The organism is Mycobacterium sp. HM-7 (assembly GCF_053852335.1).
Genome location: NZ_CM132657.1, coordinates 794,428 through 813,845, shown reverse-complemented (window position 1 = coordinate 813,845; position 19,418 = coordinate 794,428). Strand labels below are relative to the sequence as shown.

The following is a 19,418-nucleotide window of genomic DNA, read 5'->3' as shown; positions in this document are numbered from 1 at the left end:
CCGGGCGCTGCCGCAACCGAGGAGCGCCTGGTGTACGCACGCTCAACCACGTTTCAGGCCGAGCCTGCGTCGATCGATGCAGGCGTTGCGTACATGCGCGACACCGTGCTCCCCGCCCTGGAGGAACTGGGGGCGGCGGGAATGTCGCTGATGGTGGACCGGCGCCTGGGGCGCTGCATCGCCACCAGCGCCTGGGAGTCCGAGGCGGTGATGCACTTGACGGCGCACGCAGCCCGTCCCCTCGGGGAACGTGCCGCACAGCTGCTGAACGGCACCCGGAAAGAGATCAACGAGTGGGAGGTCGCGGCGCTGCACCGCGACCACCGCTCGCCGGAGGGCGCCTGCCTGCGGGTCGCCTGGTTCTCGGTCGAACCCCATCAGGCCGACCTCCTCACGGACTTCTACCGGACGCTGGTGCTGCCGGCCGTGGAGAAGCTCGAGGGGTTCTGCAGTGCCAGCCTCCTGCTCGACAAACCATCCGGGCGCGCCGTGTCATCGGTGACGTTCGACAACGCCGCAGCGCTGGACCACAACCGCGAACAGGCCAGCGCGCTTCGCACCGAGAAACTCTCCCAGTTGGGCGGCAGCCTGGTCGACATCTGCGAGTTCGAACTGGCCATCGCTCATCTGCGGGTGCCGGAACTCGTCTGACGGCGGACCGGCGCTTGCCGCGCTCGGAACGACAGACTCACCGCACCACCGATCACGCCTCGCCGGACCGCGGTGCCATCGATTGATGACGTTTTCAAATCTATGTTAAATTCAATTTTATGACTGAGGCATACATCGTCGACGCCACCCGTACCGCCGTCGGCAAGCGCGGCGGCGGGTTTTCGGGCGTACACCCGGCAGACCTCGCGGCACACGTGATCAAGGGCGTCGTGAACCGCCAGGACATCGATCCGGAAGCGATCGACGACGTCATCTTCGGATGTCTGGACAACATCGGCTCGCAGGCCGGCGACATCGCGCGCACGGCAGCGCTGGCGGCCGGCCTGCCCGAATCCGTACCCGGCGTGACCATCGACCGCCAATGCGGCTCGGCGCAGCAGGCGGTTCACTTTGCCGCGCAGGCTGTCATGAGCGGCACCAGCGAGCTCATCGTGGCCGGCGGCGTACAGAAGATGAGCCAGTACCCCATCTTGAGCGCGTTCGGCGCCGGCGAACCGTACGGCGCCACCGACCCCTGGACCGGTTGCGAAGGCTGGCGCGCACGCTACGGAGATCAGGAGATTTCTCAGTTCCGTGGCGCCGAATTGATTGCCGCCCAATGGAAACTGACCCGCGAAGACAACGAGCGGTTCGCCCTGACCAGCCACCAGCGCGCCCTCGCCGCCATCGCGCAGGGACGCTTCGCCCGGGAAATCACCGAACTCGCCGGAATCAGCGCCGACGAAGGACCCCGTACCGACACGTCGCTGGAGAAGATGGCCGGGCTACCGCCACTGGTGGCGGGCGGCGTCGTCACCGCCGCTGCGGCCAGCCAGATCTCCGACGGGGCCGCCGCCCTGCTGATCGCCTCGCAGGGCGCGGTCGACCGATTCGGGCTCACCCCGCGGGCCCGCATCCACCACATGTCGGTGCGTGGTGCCGACCCGGTGATGATGCTGACCGCGCCGATCCCGGCAACCCAGCACGCTCTGAAGCGCGCGGGAATGTCCATGGATGACATCGACGTCGTCGAGATCAACGAAGCGTTCGCCCCCGTCGTTCTCGCGTGGCTCGCCGAACTGAATGCCGATCCCGCCAAGGTCAATCCCAACGGCGGCGCCATCGCCTTGGGCCATCCGATCGGGTGCACGGGCGCCCGCCTGATGACCTCGATGCTCCACGAGCTCGAACGCACCGGCGGCCGGTACGGACTGCAGACCATGTGCGAAGGCGGCGGGCAGGCCAACGTCACCATCATCGAGCGGCTGTAGGCCATGGAGCGCACGCTCTACACCGCAGACCACGCCGCCTATCGCGCGACGGTGCGGGAGTTTCTCGCGCGTGAAGTCGTTCCCCGTCAACATGATTGGGATCAGGAGCGCTGGATCGATCGCACGGTGTTCGCTCGTGCCGCCAATGCAGGGGTCTACGCCCTGCAGGTTGGTGAGGAGTACGGCGGCGCGGGCGAATCCGACTACCGCTACCGGATGGTGGTGTGCGAAGAGGTTGCCCGGATCAACGCCCTGTCGTTCGGCTTGACGATCAGCTTGCAAGACGACCTGGTCCTGCACTATCTGCTCGACCTGACCGACGATCAACAGCGAAGGCGCTGGCTACCGGGATTCGCCGCCGGCGAGACCATCGGCGCGCTCGCCATGACCGAGCCCGGCGCCGGCAGCGATCTGCGGGGCATGCGCACCACGGCGCGGCGCGAAGGCGACACCTGGATCCTCAACGGGCAGAAGACATTCATCTCCAGCGGCATCATGTCCGACCTGGTGGTCGTGGCTGCCCGCACCGACCCGGAAGCGGGCTCGCGCGGGTTCAGTCTGTTCGTCGTCGAGCGCGGTACCCCAGGGTTCGAACGGGGACGAAAGCTCGACAAGATCGGGCTACCCGCTCAGGACACCGCCGAGCTGTACTTCCGGGACGCCGAGGTGCCGGCCACCAATCTGCTCGGTGAAGCCGGAAAGGGTTTGCCGTACTTGATGAGTCATCTCCCGCGGGAGCGCCTCGGGGTGAGCGCCAAGGCGATCGCCACGACCCGCGCCATCTTCGACAGCACCGTCGACTACTGCCGGCAGCGCCAGGCCTTCGGGAAACCGCTGACCGACAAGCAGCACATCAGGTTCGAGCTCGCCGAGATGTCCACGGAGATCGACATCGCCGAGTCCTACGTCGACCGTTCGGTGCTGGCGTACAACGCCGGAACCCTCAGCGCGATCGATGCGGCCAAGGGCAAGTGGTACGTCAGCGAGCTACAGAAGCGCGTGATCGACCGCTGCCTGCAACTGCACGGCGGATACGGCTACATGACCGAATATCCCGTGGCCCGAGCCTATCTCGACACCCGAATCCAAACGATCTACGGCGGAACGACCGAGATCATGAAGGAGATCATCGGCCGCGACATCGCGGCCTGCTGATTCTCAGACAGGAGTCCATCCGATGGAGTTGTCCGCCGAAGAACGACAGGTCGTCGCGACAGTGCGGGACTGGGTCGACCGTGAGGTCAAGCCCGTCGCCCGCGATCTCGAACATGCCAACGAGTACCCGGAAAAACTCATCGACCAGATGAAGCAGATGGGGATCTTCGGTCTGGCGATACCCGAGCCCTACGGCGAGGCGCCCGTATCCACGCAGTGCTACGTCGGCGTGACCGAAGAACTGGCCCGTGGCTGGATGAGTCTGGCAGGCGCCATGGGTGGCCATACCGTTGTCTCCAAGTTGATCCTGGCGTTCGGCACGGATGAGCAGAAAAACCGCTACCTGCCGCGGATGGCCACCGGCGAGATCCGGGCGACCATGGCGCTCACCGAGCCCGGCGGCGGCTCGGACCTGCAGGCGATGACCACCATCGCCCGTCGTGACGAGCACGGCTATGCCGTGAACGGCGCCAAGACCTGGATCAGCAATGCCCGCCGGTCCCAGCTCATCGCGCTGCTGTGCAAGACCGACCCGGCGGCCACGCCGCGGCACCGCGGCATCAGCATCCTGTTGGTAGAACACGGTCCGGGCCTCGTCGTGTCGCGTGATCTGCCCAAGCTCGGGTACAAGGGCGTGGAGAGCTGCGAGCTGGCCTTCGACAACTACCGCGCGCCACTGGACGCCGTCCTCGGCGGGGTGGAAGGTCACGGCTTCAGCCAAATGATGAAAGGCCTCGAGACAGGCCGGATCCAGGTCGCATCCCGCGCCCTCGGTGTCGGTCAGGCCGCCTTCGACGACGCGTTGGCGTACGCGCAGCAGCGCGAGAGCTTCGGCGTCCCGATCTGGAAGCACCAGGCTGTCGGCGGCTATCTGGCCGACATGGCCACCAAGCTGACGGCCGCCCGCCAGTTGGTGCTGCACGCCGCGCGGCGGTTCGACAACGGTGAACGATGCGACATGGAAGCCGGCATGGCCAAGTACTACGCATCCGAGGTCGCCATGGAAGTGGCGCTCAATGCCGTGCGCATCCACGGAGGCTATGGCTACTCAACGGAATACGACGTCGAGCGCTACTTCCGTGACGCGCCCCTGATGATCGTCGGCGAGGGCACGAACGAGATCCAGCGCAACGTGATCGCTTCGCAGCTCGTCGCCCGCGGCGGGCTCACGGCCTGACAGACGCGACCTGACCACGGGTCCTGCCGGTGGGCGGTCTTCGTGCTCGTAAGTGGCTGAAGCCCCGACGATCAGGATCGTCGGGGCTTCAGCCACTGCTGCTGGGGCCAGACTACGAGCGCGGATGCGCCTCCCGAATCTTGTCGACGACGATCTTGGCGGTCTCGGCGCACGCCGTCGTCCCGCCGTTGGCGTATTCCTTCACGGCATCGCCGACATTCCACAGGTTGGCGATCGGAGTGTCGTGCGGTAGATCGAAGCCGGCGACGGCGCGCTGCGGCGGCCAGCCGTCCCGGGTGACCGCGATCGACAGGATGCGGGCATCGCTGAAGCCGTCGATCTCTGCGCGCAGATCTGCAAGCAGCAGTTCGGTTTCCGCGTTCTCGTCGAAGTCACCGACCGCAGGTTTCGGCACCGCCGTGCCCGCATACAGGTGCCAGCCCTCGGGCGCCATCTCGGGGCAGGTTTCGGTGAAGTTCGCGACGTAACACAGTCGCCGGGTCTTCGCGAAGCTCAGCATTCCGGGGGCCTTCAACAGCTTTCGCCGGCTGGCGAAGTTGACGGTGATCATCGAGCACGGCCGGTTCGCCTCGTCGACCTTCGCGACATAGTCGGCGGGCAGGTTCTGGCTGCCGACCAGCTCGACCGTCGCGGACGGCCCGATGTCGCTCACCGCGAAACGACAAGAGACCTCGATTGTTTCACCGCCACGAGCAACGGTGGCTCCCGTGATCCGCCCGTCGGCGATGTGCAGCTCCTGGACCTCGGCCGAGAGCCAGACCGCTCCCCCGTTCTTCTCCACCACCTCGGCGAGCGCCTGCCAGATGCCGATGGTGCCCTCGGGACAGAAGCCGAATTTCTTGAATGCGCTCTTGCGGGTGAAGTACGTGAGGAACACCCGCGCGGGCAGTTCCTCGGAACCCACCGCGAAGACCGAGCCACACATGTTGCGGAAGATGCCGTGCACCGACTCGTTCTTGGTGTACTTCGCCACCCAGTCCGCCGTCGACAGCTCGTCTTCCGGCAGCCCGGAGTCGTTGCGCGCCGCACCGATTCCCGACACCAGCTTTGCCCCCTGCCGCGTCAGCTTCGACAGCAGAAACCCCCAACCTCCGCCGGTGACGTCGACGTCCTTGTCACCGATGCGGTACAGGATCGGTGGTTCGGCGGCCCGGACGTCGAACTTCGCCCCGACCTCGTGGAACGTCTCCTCGGTGAGGCCGCCGGTTTCGATGACGATGGCGCCGTTGTTGACTTTGAACCCGTCGATCTCGCGCGTCGATGCCCGCCCGCCGACCACCTCCAGGCGCTCGACGACCAGCGTCCGGTAGCCGAGGTGCGACAACCGCGCTGCTGCGAAGAGACCGCCGGCGCCGGCGCCGACGACGATTGCGTCAAATGTGTTGTCCGTCATGGCTTTCATGGTTTCTCCTAGTACGAAGCCGGCAGTTCGAGCATGGTTTGAGCGACGAAGTTCAGCACCATCTCGCGGCTCACCGGTGCGGTGCGCATGAGACGTGCCACGAACCACAGCTCGGCCAGCCCGTACTCCTTGGAAAGTCCGTTGCCGCCGTGGGTTTGGATGGCCTGGTCGAGCGCCTTCAGCGAGGCTTCGGCCGCGGCATATTTGGCGACGTTCGCCGCGGCAGCGGCGTTCCCGCCGTCGTCGAAGATCTGCGCGGCGCGTTGGGTGGCCAGCCGCGCCAGCTCGACCTGGATGTGGCAATCGGCGATGGGGTGCGAAATACCCTGGTGCGCACCGATCGGCACCGACCACACCGCGCGGTCTTTCGCGTAGGCGACCGCCTTGTCGACCGCATAACGGCCGATGCCGCCGCTCAGCGCAGAGGCCAGGATCCGCTCCGGATTGAGTCCGGCGAACACCTGTCTGAGGCCGTTGCCCGCGGTTCCGATCAGCGCTTCCGGCCCCACCCGCACGTCATCGAAGAAGACGGTGAACTGGTGATCGGGCGACGTCACGGTCGTCTCCAGCAATTGGCGGGTGACGCCCGGCGCCTCGGTGGGGATCACGAAGAGCGACAGGGGGTTCCGCTCGTTGTCCGTTGCGGTGCCGGCCCGCGCGACCACGAGCAGTGCCTGCGCCTCATCGGCAGCGGAGATGAAGTACTTGCCGCCGGACACCACCCATCCGTCGCCGTCCTGGCGCGCGGTGGTCTTGACCTGGTGGCTGTTGGATCCGGAATCCGGTTCGGTCAGCGCAAATGCCATCTTCAACGAGCCGTCGGCGATACCGGGCAACCAGCGCTGCTTCATGTCGGGTGAGCCGTGGGCGTTCAGGATCGACCCGCAGATGGCCGGCGAGATCACTGTCAGGAGCAGCGGAATGCCATGGGCAGCAAGCTCTTCGATGACGATGGCGAGTTCCGACATACCGGCACCGCCACCACCGTATTCTTCGGGCAGGTGCACGCCCAGCAGCCCGGCGGCGCCGAGTTCGGCCCAGAGCTCGTCGACCTTCGCACCGGCCCGCGACCGTTCCAGGAAGTACTCCGCGCCGTATTTATCGGCGATCTTGGCGACGGTGTCGCGCAGCATCGCATGGTCGGCAGTATCGGCAACCAGGCTGGTGAGTGTCATTTGATCCGCATTTCGTCGGGCTACCCTGTAGCAATTTTGAATCTATAATAAAATAATGGCGCATGGGGGTCAACGGCGACGCCGTGCAGCGGCGTCAGCCGAGTTCGTTGCCCACCACCGTGACGAGCGAGACACAGGCACCGGGACGTCCACCGAGGTTGTGGGTCAACGCCATTCGAGGCTCCGCGAGTTGCCTGTCACCCGCCTGTCCGCGGAACTGCAGCCAGCATTCGTAGAGCATGCGGAGCCCGCTTGCCCCGACCGGATGACCGAACGACTTGAGGCCGCCGTCGACATTCACCGGCAACCGGCCATCCGCATCGAACTCACCGGCGAGGCCGTCCCGCCACGCCGCGCCCCGGTCGGCGAACCCCAGATCCTCCATGAGCACCAATTCCGTGGGCGTGAAGCAGTCGTGCACCTCGGCGAAGGAGATGTCCGCGCGCGGATTCTCGATCCCCGCCTGCGCATACGCGTCGCGCGCGGAGCGAACGACCTCGGGGAAAGTGGTGAAATCGTACGCGGGGTCCGCTGCTCCCCTGCCCGACCCCGCGGCCAGCGCAACACCCTTCACGTACATCGGCCGGTCCGTATAGTCGGCCGCGCGCTCGGCGGGGACGATGACCGCGCACGCCGCGCCGTCCGACACCCCCGAGCAGTCGAAAACACCGAGCCGGCCCGCGACGATGGGCGCGTGGGCGATCTTCTCCTTGGAGACCTCTGAACGAAACTGCGCCTTGGGATTTCGCGCACCGTTGCGGTGGTTCTTCCAGGCCACGTGCGTCATCGCATCCCGCATCGCGGCGGGGTCGACGCCGTAGCGCGCGCAGTACGCCGGGTCGAGTAGCGAGAACGCCGCCGGGGCCGTGAGCGAAAGCTCCGAAGCGGTGCCGTCACTCGGCGGATCACCGCGCAGCAGTCCCGAGTACCCCGAGTCTTTCAGCTTCTCGACCCCTACGGCGACGGCCATGTCGTAAGCACCGGACGCGACCGCGAAGCAGGCGTTGCGAAACGATTCGGATCCACTGGCGCAATAGTTCTCGACCCGCGTCACCGGTGTGTAGTCCAGGGCGAGCGCCTTGCTGAGCGTCAGGCCGCTCTGACCGGTGGCGAGCGTGCCCAGCCAGTACGCGCCGACCCCGGCCCGTTCCAGCCGAGGGTTGGCCGTGAAGCATTCGTCGACCGCTTCGATGATCAGGTCTTCGGCCGAGGCGCCGAACCGTTCACCGAAGCGGGTGCACCCCATGCCCACCACGGCGACCTTGTCCCGGATGCCGCTGCGACTCACAGGAGTTTCGCCTTCCAGAAGTAGTTGTGGACACCGCCTGCGCTGTGCAGCCGGCGGAACGTCAGCCCGACGCGTGAACCGACCGCGATGCGCTCGGCGCCGCCGTCAGCGAGCTCCAGGGTGTAGCGGCCACCGCCGTCGAAGTCGACGACCGCGCCGACCACGGGCGGGGCCGGCGAGTACGCGAGCCGGTCCACGGTGAAGGTCGCGACCGACCCCGCCGCGCCACGCCGCGGTTGCGCCGTCATCTGGTCGACGGCGCCACAGTTCTTACAGGCACGCACCGGCGGCAGGTGGACGAACGAACAAGCAGCGCAACAGCTTGCGGTGAAGCCGAACTTCCAGTCCCGGTCGCGCGCCGCGGGTGGTGCCGCGACGCGGTCGGGCTCCGGCCGGCGCGGCGGCTCCTGCTCGATCAGCCCGCGCCACGTGAGGTAGGTCAGGAGGTCGACCTCGGCACCGGCCGCGAGCTGCTGCAGCACCGGAATCCGCTGGCGCCGAACTCGCGCGGTCACGCGCAGGGCAAAGACATCAACGCCATCCGCCGCCGAGATCAGCAGAATCGTCTCGCCGGGCTGAGCGGTATCCAGCACATGCGCCAGCGCGATACCCAGATCAGCGGCGCCCGCGTGGCCGATCGGCGATGTCGTGTACGTGCGGGCAGCCCACTTGCGCACCGCGGTGTTCGGTGACACCACGACCACGTGATCCGGGTTGCCGATACCGACCTGGCCGCGCACTGATTCGATCAGCGGCCGATATTCCTCGAATCCGAAGCGCTCCTCCCATTGCGCACCCACCCCGCCGGGAGCTCGCCAGCGATCGAGGAATTCTGCGGTGGCGCAGGCGTATCCGACGATGTCGGCGATCGTGTCGCCGGAACCGAACAGGAAGGCCGCCGCGGCGTCGGCACCGTCCTTCTCGTCGGAGGACCCGGCACGCCCGACGCGGACGTCGGACAGCACCGCCATCCCGTTGGACGCCGATGCCGACCGGAACGCCGCGACGGCGCTGCGCGCCGATCCCGCCACGTCAGCCGCGAACGTACCCGGCGGCAGGCCGAGCGCGGCATGGATGGCGGTGGCATTCGTCTTGTCCAGGTAGGCCGGCGTGGTGGACGCGAAGTACAGGGCGTCGGCCGACCGGTCACCGAGGGCAGCCTGCGCGGCGGCGACACCCAGTGTCGTGCTGTCCTCATCGAACGATGCGACGACCCGACTGCCCCGCAATCGGTGCGACGGCAGGTACGTGGCGTACGAGACGATTCCGGTCATGGTGCCTCGATGATCGCCGCCATGCCCTGGCCGCCGCCGATGCACATCGCCTCCAACGCGTATCTGCCGCCGCGCCGGCGTAACTCGTGCGCCATGGTCGTGAGAATCCGGACGCCGGTCGCGCCGATCGGGTGCCCGAGTGAGATGCCGGAGCCGTTGACGTTGAGCCGATCGAGGTCGTCGAATTCCCAGCCTTTCAGCACCGCCAGCACCTGGACCGCGAACGCCTCGTTCAGCTCGACCAGATCCATGTCGCCGAACGACAACCCGGTGCGGGCGAAGAGTTTCGCCACGGCCGGCACCGGCCCGATACCCATCACCCGTGGTTCACAGCCCGCCGCCGCCCAGCCACGCAGAAAGCCGATCGGCTCGAGACCCAACGCGTCGAGCCGGTCCTCGGCCACCACGAGGCACGCAGCGGCAGCGTCGTTCTGCTGACTAGAGTTCCCGGCGGTCACGGTGCCGCCGGGCATGATCGCGCGCAGGTTCGCCAAGGAGTCGACAGTTGACTCAGGCCGGATGCCCTCGTCTTTCGCGAAGACCACCGGATCACCCTTGCGCTGCGGCACCGCTACCGGCACGACCTCGTCGGCGAACCGCGCGGAATCCCATGCGGCCGCGGCACGTTGATGGCTACGCGCGGCGAACTCGTCGGCAGCGGCCCGGCTGATGCCGTATTCGGTTGCCAGGTTCTCGGCGGTTTCGATCATTCCGCTGATCGCCCCGAACCGCCACTCCGGCTGCGACCGTTCGCGTCCCCGATCCAAGCGGTCGTAGAGGGTGGCGTTGCCCGCCCGGGACCCCCACCGTGTCGACTGCGTGTAGTGCTCGATGTTGCTCATGCTCTCGACACCACCGGCGAGGACGACGTCGGCGGCTCCGGTTTGGACCATCATCGCGGCGGTCACCACCGCCTGCAATCCGCCGCCGCAGCGACGGTCGGTCTGAAATCCCGGCAGTTCCACCGGCAGACCGGCATCCAGTGCCGCCCACCGCCCGATGCACGGTGCTTCAGAATTGGCGTACGACTGCGCCATCGCCACGTCGTCGATCCGTGCCGGATCGATACCCGACGCGTCGACGACGGCCTTGAGGATCGTGGATGCCAACCGTTCAGCAGGCACCGACCGAAGCGCTCCCCCGAACGTGCCGACCGGGGTACGCAGTGGGTTCACGATTGCCGCGCGTCTCATGATGTTCCTTCCGACAGGGCTTCTCGGCGGTCGGGGTGGGCGATCTCGACCAGGCGTCGGCGCCGTTCCGCCAACGACTGCCCGCGTAGATCCGCGATGCCGTACTCGGTGACGAAGATTCCGGCGTCGGACCGCGCCGTCGATACCGGCCCGGACAATGCGGCGACGATTCGAGTCGCGGGTAACGCCACGATCGGTAGCCCACCCGGTGAGCGAGCCGCAGCACGAAGGAAGTCCGCGGCGCCCCCGACGGCGCCGACGTACGAGCCGGCCGCGACCTCGGCGTTGACCTGTCCGGTCACGTCGACCTCCACCGCGGAGTTGACGGCCACGAATTTCTGCTGTGTCGCAAGCACATCCGCGGCGTGTGTGTACGACGCGGGTCGTAGCGCGATCGCCGGATTGCAATGCGCGAAGTCGAACAGGCGGCGCGTGCCGATGAGAAATGCCGCGACCCCGCCGCGCGCCGCCCCGACCTCGATGAGTTCGGCGGCGCCATCGCTGAGCTGCCCGGAATGAAACCTCAGGTCGCTCCGGTCTTTCAGCTCGCCCAGCAGCAATTCGGGCACGGCTCCGATGCCCAGCTGCAGCGTCGCGCCGTCCTCGACCAGGCCGGCCGCCAGCTCGGCGATCCGTGTCGTCGTCGCGTCGATACGACCCGCCGGCGACTCGGCCGGCGGCCGCGAGCTCTCGATCACCACGTCGACGTCATCGGCCGTCAGGTAGCGGGAGCCTGCGACAAACGGGACCTGGGCGTTCACCTCGGCGATCACGACCCGCGCGACATCGATTGCGGCAGTGAGGTAGTCATCTGCCAGACCCAGGCTGTAGTTGCCGTCCACGTCCGGCGGCGACACCTGCACGAGCACCACATCCGCGCGCAGCGGTCCGCGTGACACCAGCCAGGGCAGCGTCGAGTAATGACCCGGGTAGATGTCGAGGACGTCCGCCTGCCCCAGTGCCCGGTTGGCTCCGGTACCGCAATAGCTGACGAATCGGATGTGATCGGCGTGGACGGGCTTCGCCGTGCCGGCGAACTGGATGCCGATGAAAGCCGTTATGCCACCGAGGGCCGCACGCTGCGCGGTCAGTGCTTCGGTGAGCGTCAACGGCTCCGCACAAGCCTGCCCCCAGATGACGGTGTCGCCCGGGTGGATGTGTGCGCCGAGGTCGATCACCCGTCTTTCCACCGGTCGGCAGACGGGTCGAGCAACTTCTGCATGTGCCCGTCCGGCAGCCACACGATGGTCTCGAGTTCGAGCGCGTCGAGGAACCTCTCGCGCCCCGTCTTCAGATCGGTCAGCACCAACCGAGGGCTGTGCCCAGCGCGGTCGACGCGCACCGATACCTGAGCGAACTCGTTGTGGACGACGTCACCGGCCTCCATCAGATGAGGAATCCCAGAGTCGGCAGCGCCTCGGCGCAGTTCACCAGCACCACCGTCTTGCGCACCAGCTTCAACTCGCCGTCGATGCGGCGCAGCACGTACGTGACCCGGCCGGCCCAGGTCTCGATACCGCGTGACTTCGATTCGTAGAGCACGAAGTTCGCGCCCACAGTGGACTCGTCGTCTGCGGCCGACAGGATTTCGACGTTCGAGATGATGCGGCGCAGGTTCGAGGCCGGTGCTTGCGCGTAGCGCTTACCGGTGCGCAGCTGCTGCAACCGTGTCGAGATGCGGCGGCGGTTGTCGTAGATCACGGAGACGTGGTGTTCCGGGTCGGCCAGTGATCCGGCCGCCGGCACCCAGTACAGCGCGTCGTCGGTCCACAGCGCCTCCCACGAGTCGTACTCGTGCTCGTCGGCCAGGCGCGCCTCACGGTAGATGAACTGTTCGAGCTCGCGCAGGTCCGCTCCGGTCGATGTGGTCATCATGGCTCCATCAGCGTCTTGTAGTGCGCCCAGAAGGCGCGCATGGCCGTCTCGTCCGTCGCGCCGCCGATCCGAAAACCGCTCTCGTCCTTGCACTCTCGGCCGGTGCCGCGCCGGATGTCGAGCCATTCGGGCAGGAGTTGCGCGACGCCTGCCTGGTTGCGCTCGTACATCTCGGTGTCGTCGGCGAGCAGCATGCCTGCCGGCCCGACCGATCCGATGGACTGCGACAGCATGCGTTTGTTGAGTTCCGGCGCCCCTTCCAACTGCACGGCGGTCGAGTACTGGATGCACTCACCGGCGGACAGCGGCTGGATGTTGAACACCTGAATCTCGGCGATGAAGAGGTTCGGGAACACCATCACGTGCGGGCCGCCCTCGATGAGGATCTGTTCGGCCGCGGCGCCGTGCACCGCGCGCATCCTGGAGACGTAGTCGGGCACCCGTTCGGCCGTGGTGCCGAACCACCGCATCGGTTCGGCGAACTTGCGGAATTCCGGCCGCAGGTCGTTCTCGCTGTGCCCGTTTCCGAGCGCCCGGGTGACGGCGGTGGACTTGTCGCTGTAGAGCGGGCCGATGGTGCTACCGGTCACCGAGAAGATCGAGCCGTGCACGAACTGCGGGTGGTAACCGTCGGTCTCGTTCTCCGCCAGCAGCTTCCAGTTCGCACGCGTCTTGTGCTTGAGCCAGCCGGCATCGAGACGCACCTTGCCTTCCGGTGACAGGCGTGCCAGCCGGTCCATCTCACCTGCCGCGGCGCCGAGGTGTTCGAGCAGCGGCGGCACGTCAGGGTTGAAACTGCCGAATACGAAACCGTGGTAGCTGTCGACTTTCGGCAGGCGACCGAGATTGAGGTCCAGCTTGCCGTCGCCGTACCCCTTCTTGAACGGGTAGCCGACCAGCTCGCCGTCGTTGCGGTACGTCCAGCCGTGGTACGGGCAACGGAACGATCCGGAGTTTCCGCTCGCGTCGTCGCACACCAGGTTGCCGCGGTGGGCACAGCGGTTGACCAGCAGGTGGACGTCGCCTTCGCGGCTGCGGGTCATGACGATGTCCTGCGGGCCGATCTGCTTGCGCACGTAGTCATTCGGCTGCGCGATCTCGCTCTCGTGGCCGACGAACACCCAGCCGCCGTACCAGATGCGCTCGAGTTCTTCGGCGAAGATGGCGGGATCGGTGTACAGCGAACCGTGGACCCGGGTCGGCTCGATCAGCCGTGAGTAGTCAACAGCGGTGGTCATGAATTCTCCTCAGCAGCCCCGGAATCGGGGCGGACGACGGTCCTGGAAGGCAGCGACGCACTCGTCGAAGTCCGCGGTGTCGAACAGGCGGACGGCCACGTCGACCTCGTGATCGAGCATCGCCGTCGGCGGACTCGGCCAGCGGGCCAGTGCCCCTTTGATCTCCCTGACAGCCAGCGGCGCGAGCGCCGATATCCGCTCGGCGTCGGCGAGTGCCGCCGTCAGCGTCGATCCCGCCGGAACGACCGCGTCGACGAGGCCGAGGGCAAGCGCTTCTGCGCCGGACAGCTTCTGCGGCAACAACATCAGCTGCCGCGCTTTGGCTGGACCGACCCGTGCGGGCAGGGATGCGAAGATACCCATGTCGCCGGCCAGGCCGACGCCCGTGAACGCCGTGGAGAACACCGCGTCCTCGGCTGCGACCACCCGGTCGCAGGCCAGCGCGAGCGAGACGCCGGCACCGAACGCGGCACCTTCCACCGCGGCGATGACCGGCGCTCCGCCAGACCAAATGGCCCGAACCACCCGAGCGGCAGCTTCGGCGCGTGGTCGGCTCTCGGTCTCGGCCATCCGCCGCATGGTTGAAATGTCGCCGCCCGCGCAGAAGCTCACGCCCGCACCGGTCAGTACGACAACCCGGATGTTGTTGTCGGCCATGGCATCTTCGAGACGCTCGGCCAGCGCCACCCGCAGCGGGATGTCGATCGCGTTCCGCCGGTCGGGCCGGTTCAGCGTGATGACGCGGATGTGCCCGTGATCGGCAGCCAATACGACGTCGTCCATGTCATTTCCCGGTGAACCGTGGCGGTCGCCGCTCGATGACGGCGGCAAGTCCTTCGCGTGAGTCCGCGGTGCCCGACAGTTCGGCCACGGTGCGCGCCTCCTCGCCGAGGCGCTGCACCACGCCGGCGCCCAGGCCGCCCCACATCAGTCGCTTGGCCGCACCCACGGCCTTGGGGGCCATCTCGGTGAATTGTTCGGCAAATGCCGTCAATTCATCATCGAGGTGGTCGTCGGGAACGACCTTGGTGAGCAAGCCGAGGTCGAGGGCCTCCTGCGCGGACAGGATCGGATTGGTGAGCACGATCTCCATCGCCTTGCGGAACCCGACCAGCTGGGTGAGGGTCACCGACACACCGGCGTCGGGTGCCATGCCGACCCGGACAGCCCCCGACATGAATTTCGCGGACTCGGTGGCGATGACGAAATCGGCCGCGCACACGAGCCCGAAACCGCCTCCGCCCGCGGCGAATCCGTGCACTCCGGCAAGCACTGGCACCTGCAATTGGAGCAGTGCGTCGACCGCCAGCTGCAGCCAGGCGGTCGCCTCGCGCAAGTAGTCGGGCAGCGCCTCGCCTTTGGATGCGAAGGTGCGCACGTCGCCGCCGGCACAGAAGTTCTTGCCCTCGCCGGTGATGACGACAACTCGCACGGACGGTTCGCCATGGCATTGCATGATCGCGGCGTGCAGGGCCTGCAGGAACGGCACATTCATGCCGTTGGCAGCCTCGGGCCGGTTGAGGCGCAGCCGCGCCACACCGTTGTCGCCGATGTCGAGAAGCACCTGTTGATCAGCCACGACCGGCTCCTGTTCCGGTCAGCGCGACGTGGTCGAGCACGGCCTCATGCTCCAAAGCCAGGCCGTCATCGAGGGGCAGCCGCAGACCCTGGTAGATCAGGGCCTTGCTCCGCGCGAGCGCCGTACTGTCCCGCGTCGCCAAGGTGTCGGCAAATACCCTGATGCCCGAATCGAATTCGTCCGCGCCGAACACCCGATAGGCCAGTCCCCAGTCAAGAGCGTCGCGGGCGGTCAGCCGGTCCGCGGTGAGAATGTGTGCGAGTGCGCGTTGGCGCCCGACGAGCCGTGGCAATCGTTGCGTGCTGCCACCACCCGGGATCTGGCCGAACTTCGCGTGGATGTCGGCAAGCACCGCATTCTCGTGCAGTAGGACGATGTCGGCCGCCTGGACAAGCTCGAAGCCGCCGGCGGTCGCGTAGCCCTCCACCGCGCAGATCACGGGTACGGGCAGTGTCTCGATCACCGCGCACGCACGGCGGAAATTGTCGAAGAGCTCGGCCATCGCATCGCGACCCAGTTCACGCAGGCGTCCCAGCTCGTGGAAATCCCCTCCTGCGCAGAAGTTTCCGCCCGCGCCCCGGATCACGATGGCGTCGGCGGCGCCGGCGGCGTCGCGCAGCGCGCGTTCCAGAGCCGCCCCGAGGGCGACGGTGATGGCATTGCGCTGCTCCGGCCGATTCAGGGTGACCGTGGCCACCCGGCCGGCAACGTCGACCAGAACCGGTTCCGTCACGAGTAGTACCGCGCAATGGATTCGACGACACACGCCGGCTTGTCCGAGCCGTCGATCTCGATGGTCGTCGTCAGCTGCCCCTGAACTCCGCCGGGCACGACGGTGACCGGACCGACCACAGCGGACGCCCGGATCTTCGAACCGACCGGTACCGGCGACACGAAGCGCACCTTGTTGTAGCCGTAGTTCACCGCCATCTGCACACCCTCAACGGTGTAGAGATCGTGGACCAGCACCGGTGTCAGCGACAGCGTCAGCAGGCCATGGGCGATCGCGGTTCCGAAGGGCCCCTGCGCGGCCCGCTCCGGGTCGACGTGAATCCATTGATGGTCACCAGTGGCATCGGCGAACTTGTTCACCCGCTCCTGGTCGATCGTCAGCCAGTCGGTGGGGCCCAACGTCGTCCCCTCGGCTGCCGCGAACTCATCGATGCTTCCGAAAACCTTCACGCACTTCACCTCCGCGCCTTTCACACTTTTGAATATAGATTAAAACTTTGCCGTTGGTCAATCGCGCGCGGACAGCCCGAACCACCACGGCGGACAGCCGGGGTGCCCGTCCGCGCGCCCTGGAGAACGTTCGCCCGCCGTTCCCCATATAGTTGAACGATGGCTAGAAAATCAGCCCCGGCGCCGGCGTCAGAGGACGGTGGCGACGCGGACTCCAAGTCGGCACGCACCCGTCGGCGCATCCTCGATGCCGCAGCTCATGTACTGAGCACGAAGGGTTATGCGGGAACCCGTTTGACCGACGTTGCTGAGCACGCCGAACTGCAGGCGCCGGCGATCTACTACTACTTCCCCTCACGCGAAGACCTGATCGAGGAGGTGATGTGGAGCGGCATCGCCGACATGGCCCGTCACCTGCAGGCAGTGCTCGATGAGCTGCCCTCGGACATTTCGCCGCTGGACCGGGTTCTCATCGCGGTCGAGACGCATCTGCGCCACGAACTCGAGCTGTCCGACTACGCCACGGCGTCCATCCGCAACAGCGGCCAGATCCCCGAGCACCTGCGCGCCCGACAGCTGGCGGAGGAAGCCACCTACTCCGCGATCTGGCGCAAGCTCCTCAGGGCAGCCCATGCCGAGGGCCAGCTTCGCGATGACCTCGATCTGACGGTCGCACAGCTCCTGATCATCGGATCGCTCAACTGGGCGGCCGAATGGTGGACACCGCGCCGCGGGTCCGTGGACTCGGTGGTCCGCAACGCGACGACATTCGTCCGCAACGCGATCGCCGCACCCGGCGCCGACGGGGACGCGGCGCCACGCCACAAACGCGCCCGGTAGCTCACCTGCCGGTGAAGTGCGGCTTTCGCTTCGCGACGAACGCGGTGATCGCATCGGCAGCATCGGCATTGCCACCCAACACGCGCATCGATTCGGTCTCCGCCAGTAGTTGTTCCGACAGGTCCCGCGTCCACGTCTCGCGCAGCAGCGCCCGCATCCGGCCGAACGCGCGCGTGGGTCCGGCAGCCAGCTCGGCAGCGAGTTGCCTTGCCTGCGAACGTAGTTCGTCGGCCGGAACCACCGCATTGACCATTCCCCAGCGCAACGCATCATCCGCGCTGATCGGGGTATTGCGCAAGTAGACCTCGGCGGCTCGACGCGCCCCGATCAGGCGCGGCAGATGCCACGTGCCACCGCCGTCACCCGACAGCCCGAGAGCGGCGAACCCCGTCACGAATTTCGTCCCTTCCGCAGCGACGACGAGGTCGGCGGCATACACATAACCGAGGCCGCCGCCCGCGACGGCGCCATGCGCGGCGGTCACGATGGGCGCGTCGATCCGGCTCAGTATCCGGAACGCCTCATGGAACGGGCTGGTCATGCGAGCGAACAGCGAGCCGAATCGCTCGGGCGGTGTGGTCAGGAAGTAGTCGATGTCGCCACCGACGGTCAGCGCGGGACCGTTGCCGCAGATCAGCACGGCCCGCACGGCGACGTCTTCGGCTATCTGCTGGGCCACCCGAAGGGTTTCCTCGCCCATCCGCATGTCGATGGCGTTGCGCGCCTCGGGCCGGTTCAAGCAGATCGTCGCGACACCGTCGGTCACGGAGTAGTCGATCACGGGCGGCTCGGTCGCCTCCCCCAACGCGGCAACCCAGGACGCGCTGTCGGTGAGCTGGTCGAGTCGCACGATCGTGCCGTCGGCGGCGAAAGTCAGGACGTGGACGAACTCGGCGTCCAGCGGGTTACCCGACTCGCGTCCGTGGCCGCGGTACCGGCCCCGCACGAACAGTCGTCCGTCGTCCAGGCGGCGCATCTCATCGGAGCGCGCCTCTGCCACGTACTGGCGCCCGATCCGCCACCAGAAATCGCGCTGCATCTCGTCAGGCCCCGAGTGTTCACCGCCGAGATCCAGTGGCAGACCGGCCGTCGTATGGCCGATGAACTCCGGATGCAGCAGAACCGCCAACGCCTTTCGGTCACCGCCGCGCAACGCGTCGTACAACCGTTGTGCGGCATCGGCATTGGCGGCCAGAGTGGTGTCGGTCCCGGTCAATGCAGTTCTCCTTCCAGTTGCCCGCACGCCGCACGAAGTTCGCGGTTACGGGCTCTTGCCAAAAGCCGGACAGCCCTGTCGATCACGGGCTTGTCGACCATGCATCCGTCGACAACACGCGCCGCGCCGGAGCCGTCCGCCGCCGCGTCCAGAACGCGTTGCGCCCAAGCCTGTTCCGCCGGCGAGGGCTCGAACTCGGCGTTGACGATCGCCACCTGACGGGGGTGGATGCAGAGCTTGCCCCCGAATCCCAGTTGCGCGGCGTGGGCTGCGTCTGCCCGGACGGCCTCGTCGTCGTGTACGGCGGTGGTCACCCCGTCCCATGGCGCGGGCCGGCCGGCCGCGGCGGCGGCCAGCACGACCGCGCTGCGGGCGTGCAGCAGCGCCTGTCGATCGTCGGGCCGAATGCCGAGTTCCGTACCGAGATCGATACTGCCGAAGGCCACGGCGGCGATCCGGTCGGCCGCGCAGATCTCCCCGGCCGCCTGAATGCCCGGCGCCGTTTCGATGAGCGCTATCAACGGTATTCGGCTGGGTAGTCTGCGTGCGACCGCCGCGACGTGGTCCGCGCCGCACACTTTCGGCAACATGACCGCGCACCGGTGCGCCGCCGTCATGGCGACGTCCTCGGTGAACCACGGGGTGTCGGTCCCGTTGATCCGGACGACGGCCTGCCGGCCGGTGCCGAGCCAGCCATCGATTGCCCCACGAGCGGCACGTTTGCCCTCCGGTGCCACCGAGTCCTCGATGTCGAGCACGATGAGATCGGCGCCGCTGGCGGCGGCCTTGGCGAATCGGTCTGGACGATCGCCGGGCACGAACAACACACTGCGGGCGCTGCCGAGATTCTCAATGCCGGAGTTCATCGTGACGCGGAGCGT

Annotated in this window: 20 protein-coding genes; 5 read left to right on the top strand and 15 right to left on the bottom strand. The window is 67.1% G+C overall.

The window, feature by feature from the left end; genetic code table 11:
- Positions 1-30 precede the first annotated feature (30 nt).
- The 4 genes from ACWW1C_RS03910 (at position 31) to ACWW1C_RS03895 (ending at position 4,254) form a co-directional block, all read left to right on the top strand.
- Positions 31-651, top strand: a complete 621-nt coding sequence (locus ACWW1C_RS03910) for a hypothetical protein (RefSeq protein WP_455982224.1) — start codon at positions 31-33, stop codon at positions 649-651.
- Between the two features lie 119 nt (positions 652-770).
- Positions 771-1,922 (top strand): acetyl-CoA C-acetyltransferase, encoded by a 1,152-nt coding sequence (locus tag ACWW1C_RS03905; RefSeq protein ID WP_455982223.1) that lies wholly within the window; start codon positions 771-773, stop codon positions 1,920-1,922.
- Positions 1,923-1,925: 3 nt separating this feature from the next.
- The gene (locus tag ACWW1C_RS03900; RefSeq protein WP_455982222.1) at positions 1,926-3,077 is read left to right on the top strand and encodes an acyl-CoA dehydrogenase family protein; all 1,152 of its coding nucleotides are present in this window, start codon (positions 1,926-1,928) and stop codon (positions 3,075-3,077) included.
- Between the two features lie 22 nt (positions 3,078-3,099).
- Positions 3,100-4,254, top strand: a complete 1,155-nt coding sequence (locus ACWW1C_RS03895; protein ID WP_455982220.1) for an acyl-CoA dehydrogenase family protein — start codon at positions 3,100-3,102, stop codon at positions 4,252-4,254.
- 112 nt (positions 4,255-4,366) lie between these two features.
- Here the strand turns inward: ACWW1C_RS03895 and ACWW1C_RS03890 are convergent, their stop codons facing one another.
- The 13 genes from ACWW1C_RS03890 to ACWW1C_RS03830 form a co-directional block, all read right to left on the bottom strand.
- Positions 4,367-5,668, bottom strand: a complete 1,302-nt coding sequence (locus ACWW1C_RS03890; RefSeq protein WP_455984132.1) for a phytoene desaturase family protein — start codon at positions 5,666-5,668, stop codon at positions 4,367-4,369.
- Positions 5,669-5,685: 17 nt separating this feature from the next.
- Positions 5,686-6,852, bottom strand: a complete 1,167-nt coding sequence (locus ACWW1C_RS03885) for an acyl-CoA dehydrogenase family protein (protein WP_455982219.1) — start codon at positions 6,850-6,852, stop codon at positions 5,686-5,688.
- 94 nt (positions 6,853-6,946) lie between these two features.
- Positions 6,947-8,098: an acetyl-CoA acetyltransferase gene (locus ACWW1C_RS03880; RefSeq protein WP_455984131.1), complete on the bottom strand. Its 1,152-nt coding sequence runs from the start codon at positions 8,096-8,098 to the stop codon at positions 6,947-6,949.
- A gap of 38 nt (positions 8,099-8,136) precedes the next feature.
- A complete protein-coding gene (locus ACWW1C_RS03875) occupies positions 8,137-9,414 on the bottom strand; it encodes an OB-fold domain-containing protein (protein ID WP_455982218.1) in 1,278 nt (425 codons plus the stop codon).
- Positions 9,411-10,607: an acetyl-CoA C-acetyltransferase gene (locus ACWW1C_RS03870; protein WP_455982217.1), complete on the bottom strand. Its 1,197-nt coding sequence runs from the start codon at positions 10,605-10,607 to the stop codon at positions 9,411-9,413. The genes ACWW1C_RS03875 and ACWW1C_RS03870 overlap by 4 nt, the downstream gene beginning before the upstream one ends.
- Positions 10,604-11,785 carry an acetyl-CoA hydrolase/transferase family protein gene (locus tag ACWW1C_RS03865; RefSeq protein ID WP_455982215.1) on the bottom strand — a complete coding sequence of 394 codons (1,182 nt, stop codon included), beginning with the start codon at positions 11,783-11,785 and terminating at the stop codon, positions 10,604-10,606. The genes ACWW1C_RS03870 and ACWW1C_RS03865 overlap by 4 nt, the downstream gene beginning before the upstream one ends.
- Positions 11,782-11,994 carry a hypothetical protein gene (locus ACWW1C_RS03860; protein WP_455982214.1) on the bottom strand — a complete coding sequence of 71 codons (213 nt, stop codon included), beginning with the start codon at positions 11,992-11,994 and terminating at the stop codon, positions 11,782-11,784. Before ACWW1C_RS03860 ends, ACWW1C_RS03865 begins: the two co-directional genes overlap by 4 nt.
- Positions 11,994-12,479, bottom strand: a complete 486-nt coding sequence (locus ACWW1C_RS03855) for an aromatic-ring-hydroxylating dioxygenase subunit beta (protein WP_455982213.1) — start codon at positions 12,477-12,479, stop codon at positions 11,994-11,996. Before ACWW1C_RS03855 ends, ACWW1C_RS03860 begins: the two co-directional genes overlap by 1 nt.
- Positions 12,479-13,720 (bottom strand): aromatic ring-hydroxylating oxygenase subunit alpha, encoded by a 1,242-nt coding sequence (locus ACWW1C_RS03850; RefSeq protein ID WP_455982211.1) that lies wholly within the window; start codon positions 13,718-13,720, stop codon positions 12,479-12,481. The genes ACWW1C_RS03855 and ACWW1C_RS03850 overlap by 1 nt, the downstream gene beginning before the upstream one ends.
- Before the next feature lie 9 nt (positions 13,721-13,729).
- Entirely contained in the window at positions 13,730-14,503 is a 774-nt protein-coding gene (locus ACWW1C_RS03845; RefSeq protein WP_455982210.1) for an enoyl-CoA hydratase/isomerase family protein, read from the bottom strand.
- A gap of 1 nt (position 14,504) precedes the next feature.
- Positions 14,505-15,299, bottom strand: coding sequence for an enoyl-CoA hydratase/isomerase family protein (locus ACWW1C_RS03840; RefSeq protein ID WP_455982209.1), 795 nt, complete (start codon positions 15,297-15,299; stop codon positions 14,505-14,507).
- On the bottom strand, positions 15,292-16,032 hold the full coding sequence (locus ACWW1C_RS03835) for an enoyl-CoA hydratase/isomerase family protein (protein WP_455982208.1): 741 nt from the start codon (positions 16,030-16,032) through the stop codon (positions 15,292-15,294). Before ACWW1C_RS03835 ends, ACWW1C_RS03840 begins: the two co-directional genes overlap by 8 nt.
- Positions 16,029-16,481: a MaoC family dehydratase gene (locus tag ACWW1C_RS03830; protein ID WP_455982207.1), complete on the bottom strand. Its 453-nt coding sequence runs from the start codon at positions 16,479-16,481 to the stop codon at positions 16,029-16,031. Before ACWW1C_RS03830 ends, ACWW1C_RS03835 begins: the two co-directional genes overlap by 4 nt.
- Before the next feature lie 159 nt (positions 16,482-16,640).
- On the opposite strand from ACWW1C_RS03830, the gene ACWW1C_RS03825 reads away from it, so the two are divergent.
- A complete protein-coding gene (locus ACWW1C_RS03825; protein ID WP_455982206.1) occupies positions 16,641-17,321 on the top strand; it encodes a TetR family transcriptional regulator in 681 nt (226 codons plus the stop codon).
- A gap of 1 nt (position 17,322) precedes the next feature.
- Here ACWW1C_RS03825 and ACWW1C_RS03820 read toward each other — a convergent pair whose 3' ends face one another.
- Together ACWW1C_RS03820 and ACWW1C_RS03815 are read right to left on the bottom strand one after the other, a co-directional pair.
- Positions 17,323-18,537, bottom strand: coding sequence for an enoyl-CoA hydratase-related protein (locus ACWW1C_RS03820; protein ID WP_455982205.1), 1,215 nt, complete (start codon positions 18,535-18,537; stop codon positions 17,323-17,325).
- Entirely contained in the window at positions 18,534-19,403 is an 870-nt protein-coding gene (locus ACWW1C_RS03815) for an HpcH/HpaI aldolase/citrate lyase family protein (RefSeq protein WP_455982204.1), read from the bottom strand. The genes ACWW1C_RS03820 and ACWW1C_RS03815 overlap by 4 nt, the downstream gene beginning before the upstream one ends.
- Between the last annotated feature and the right edge of the window lie 15 nt (positions 19,404-19,418).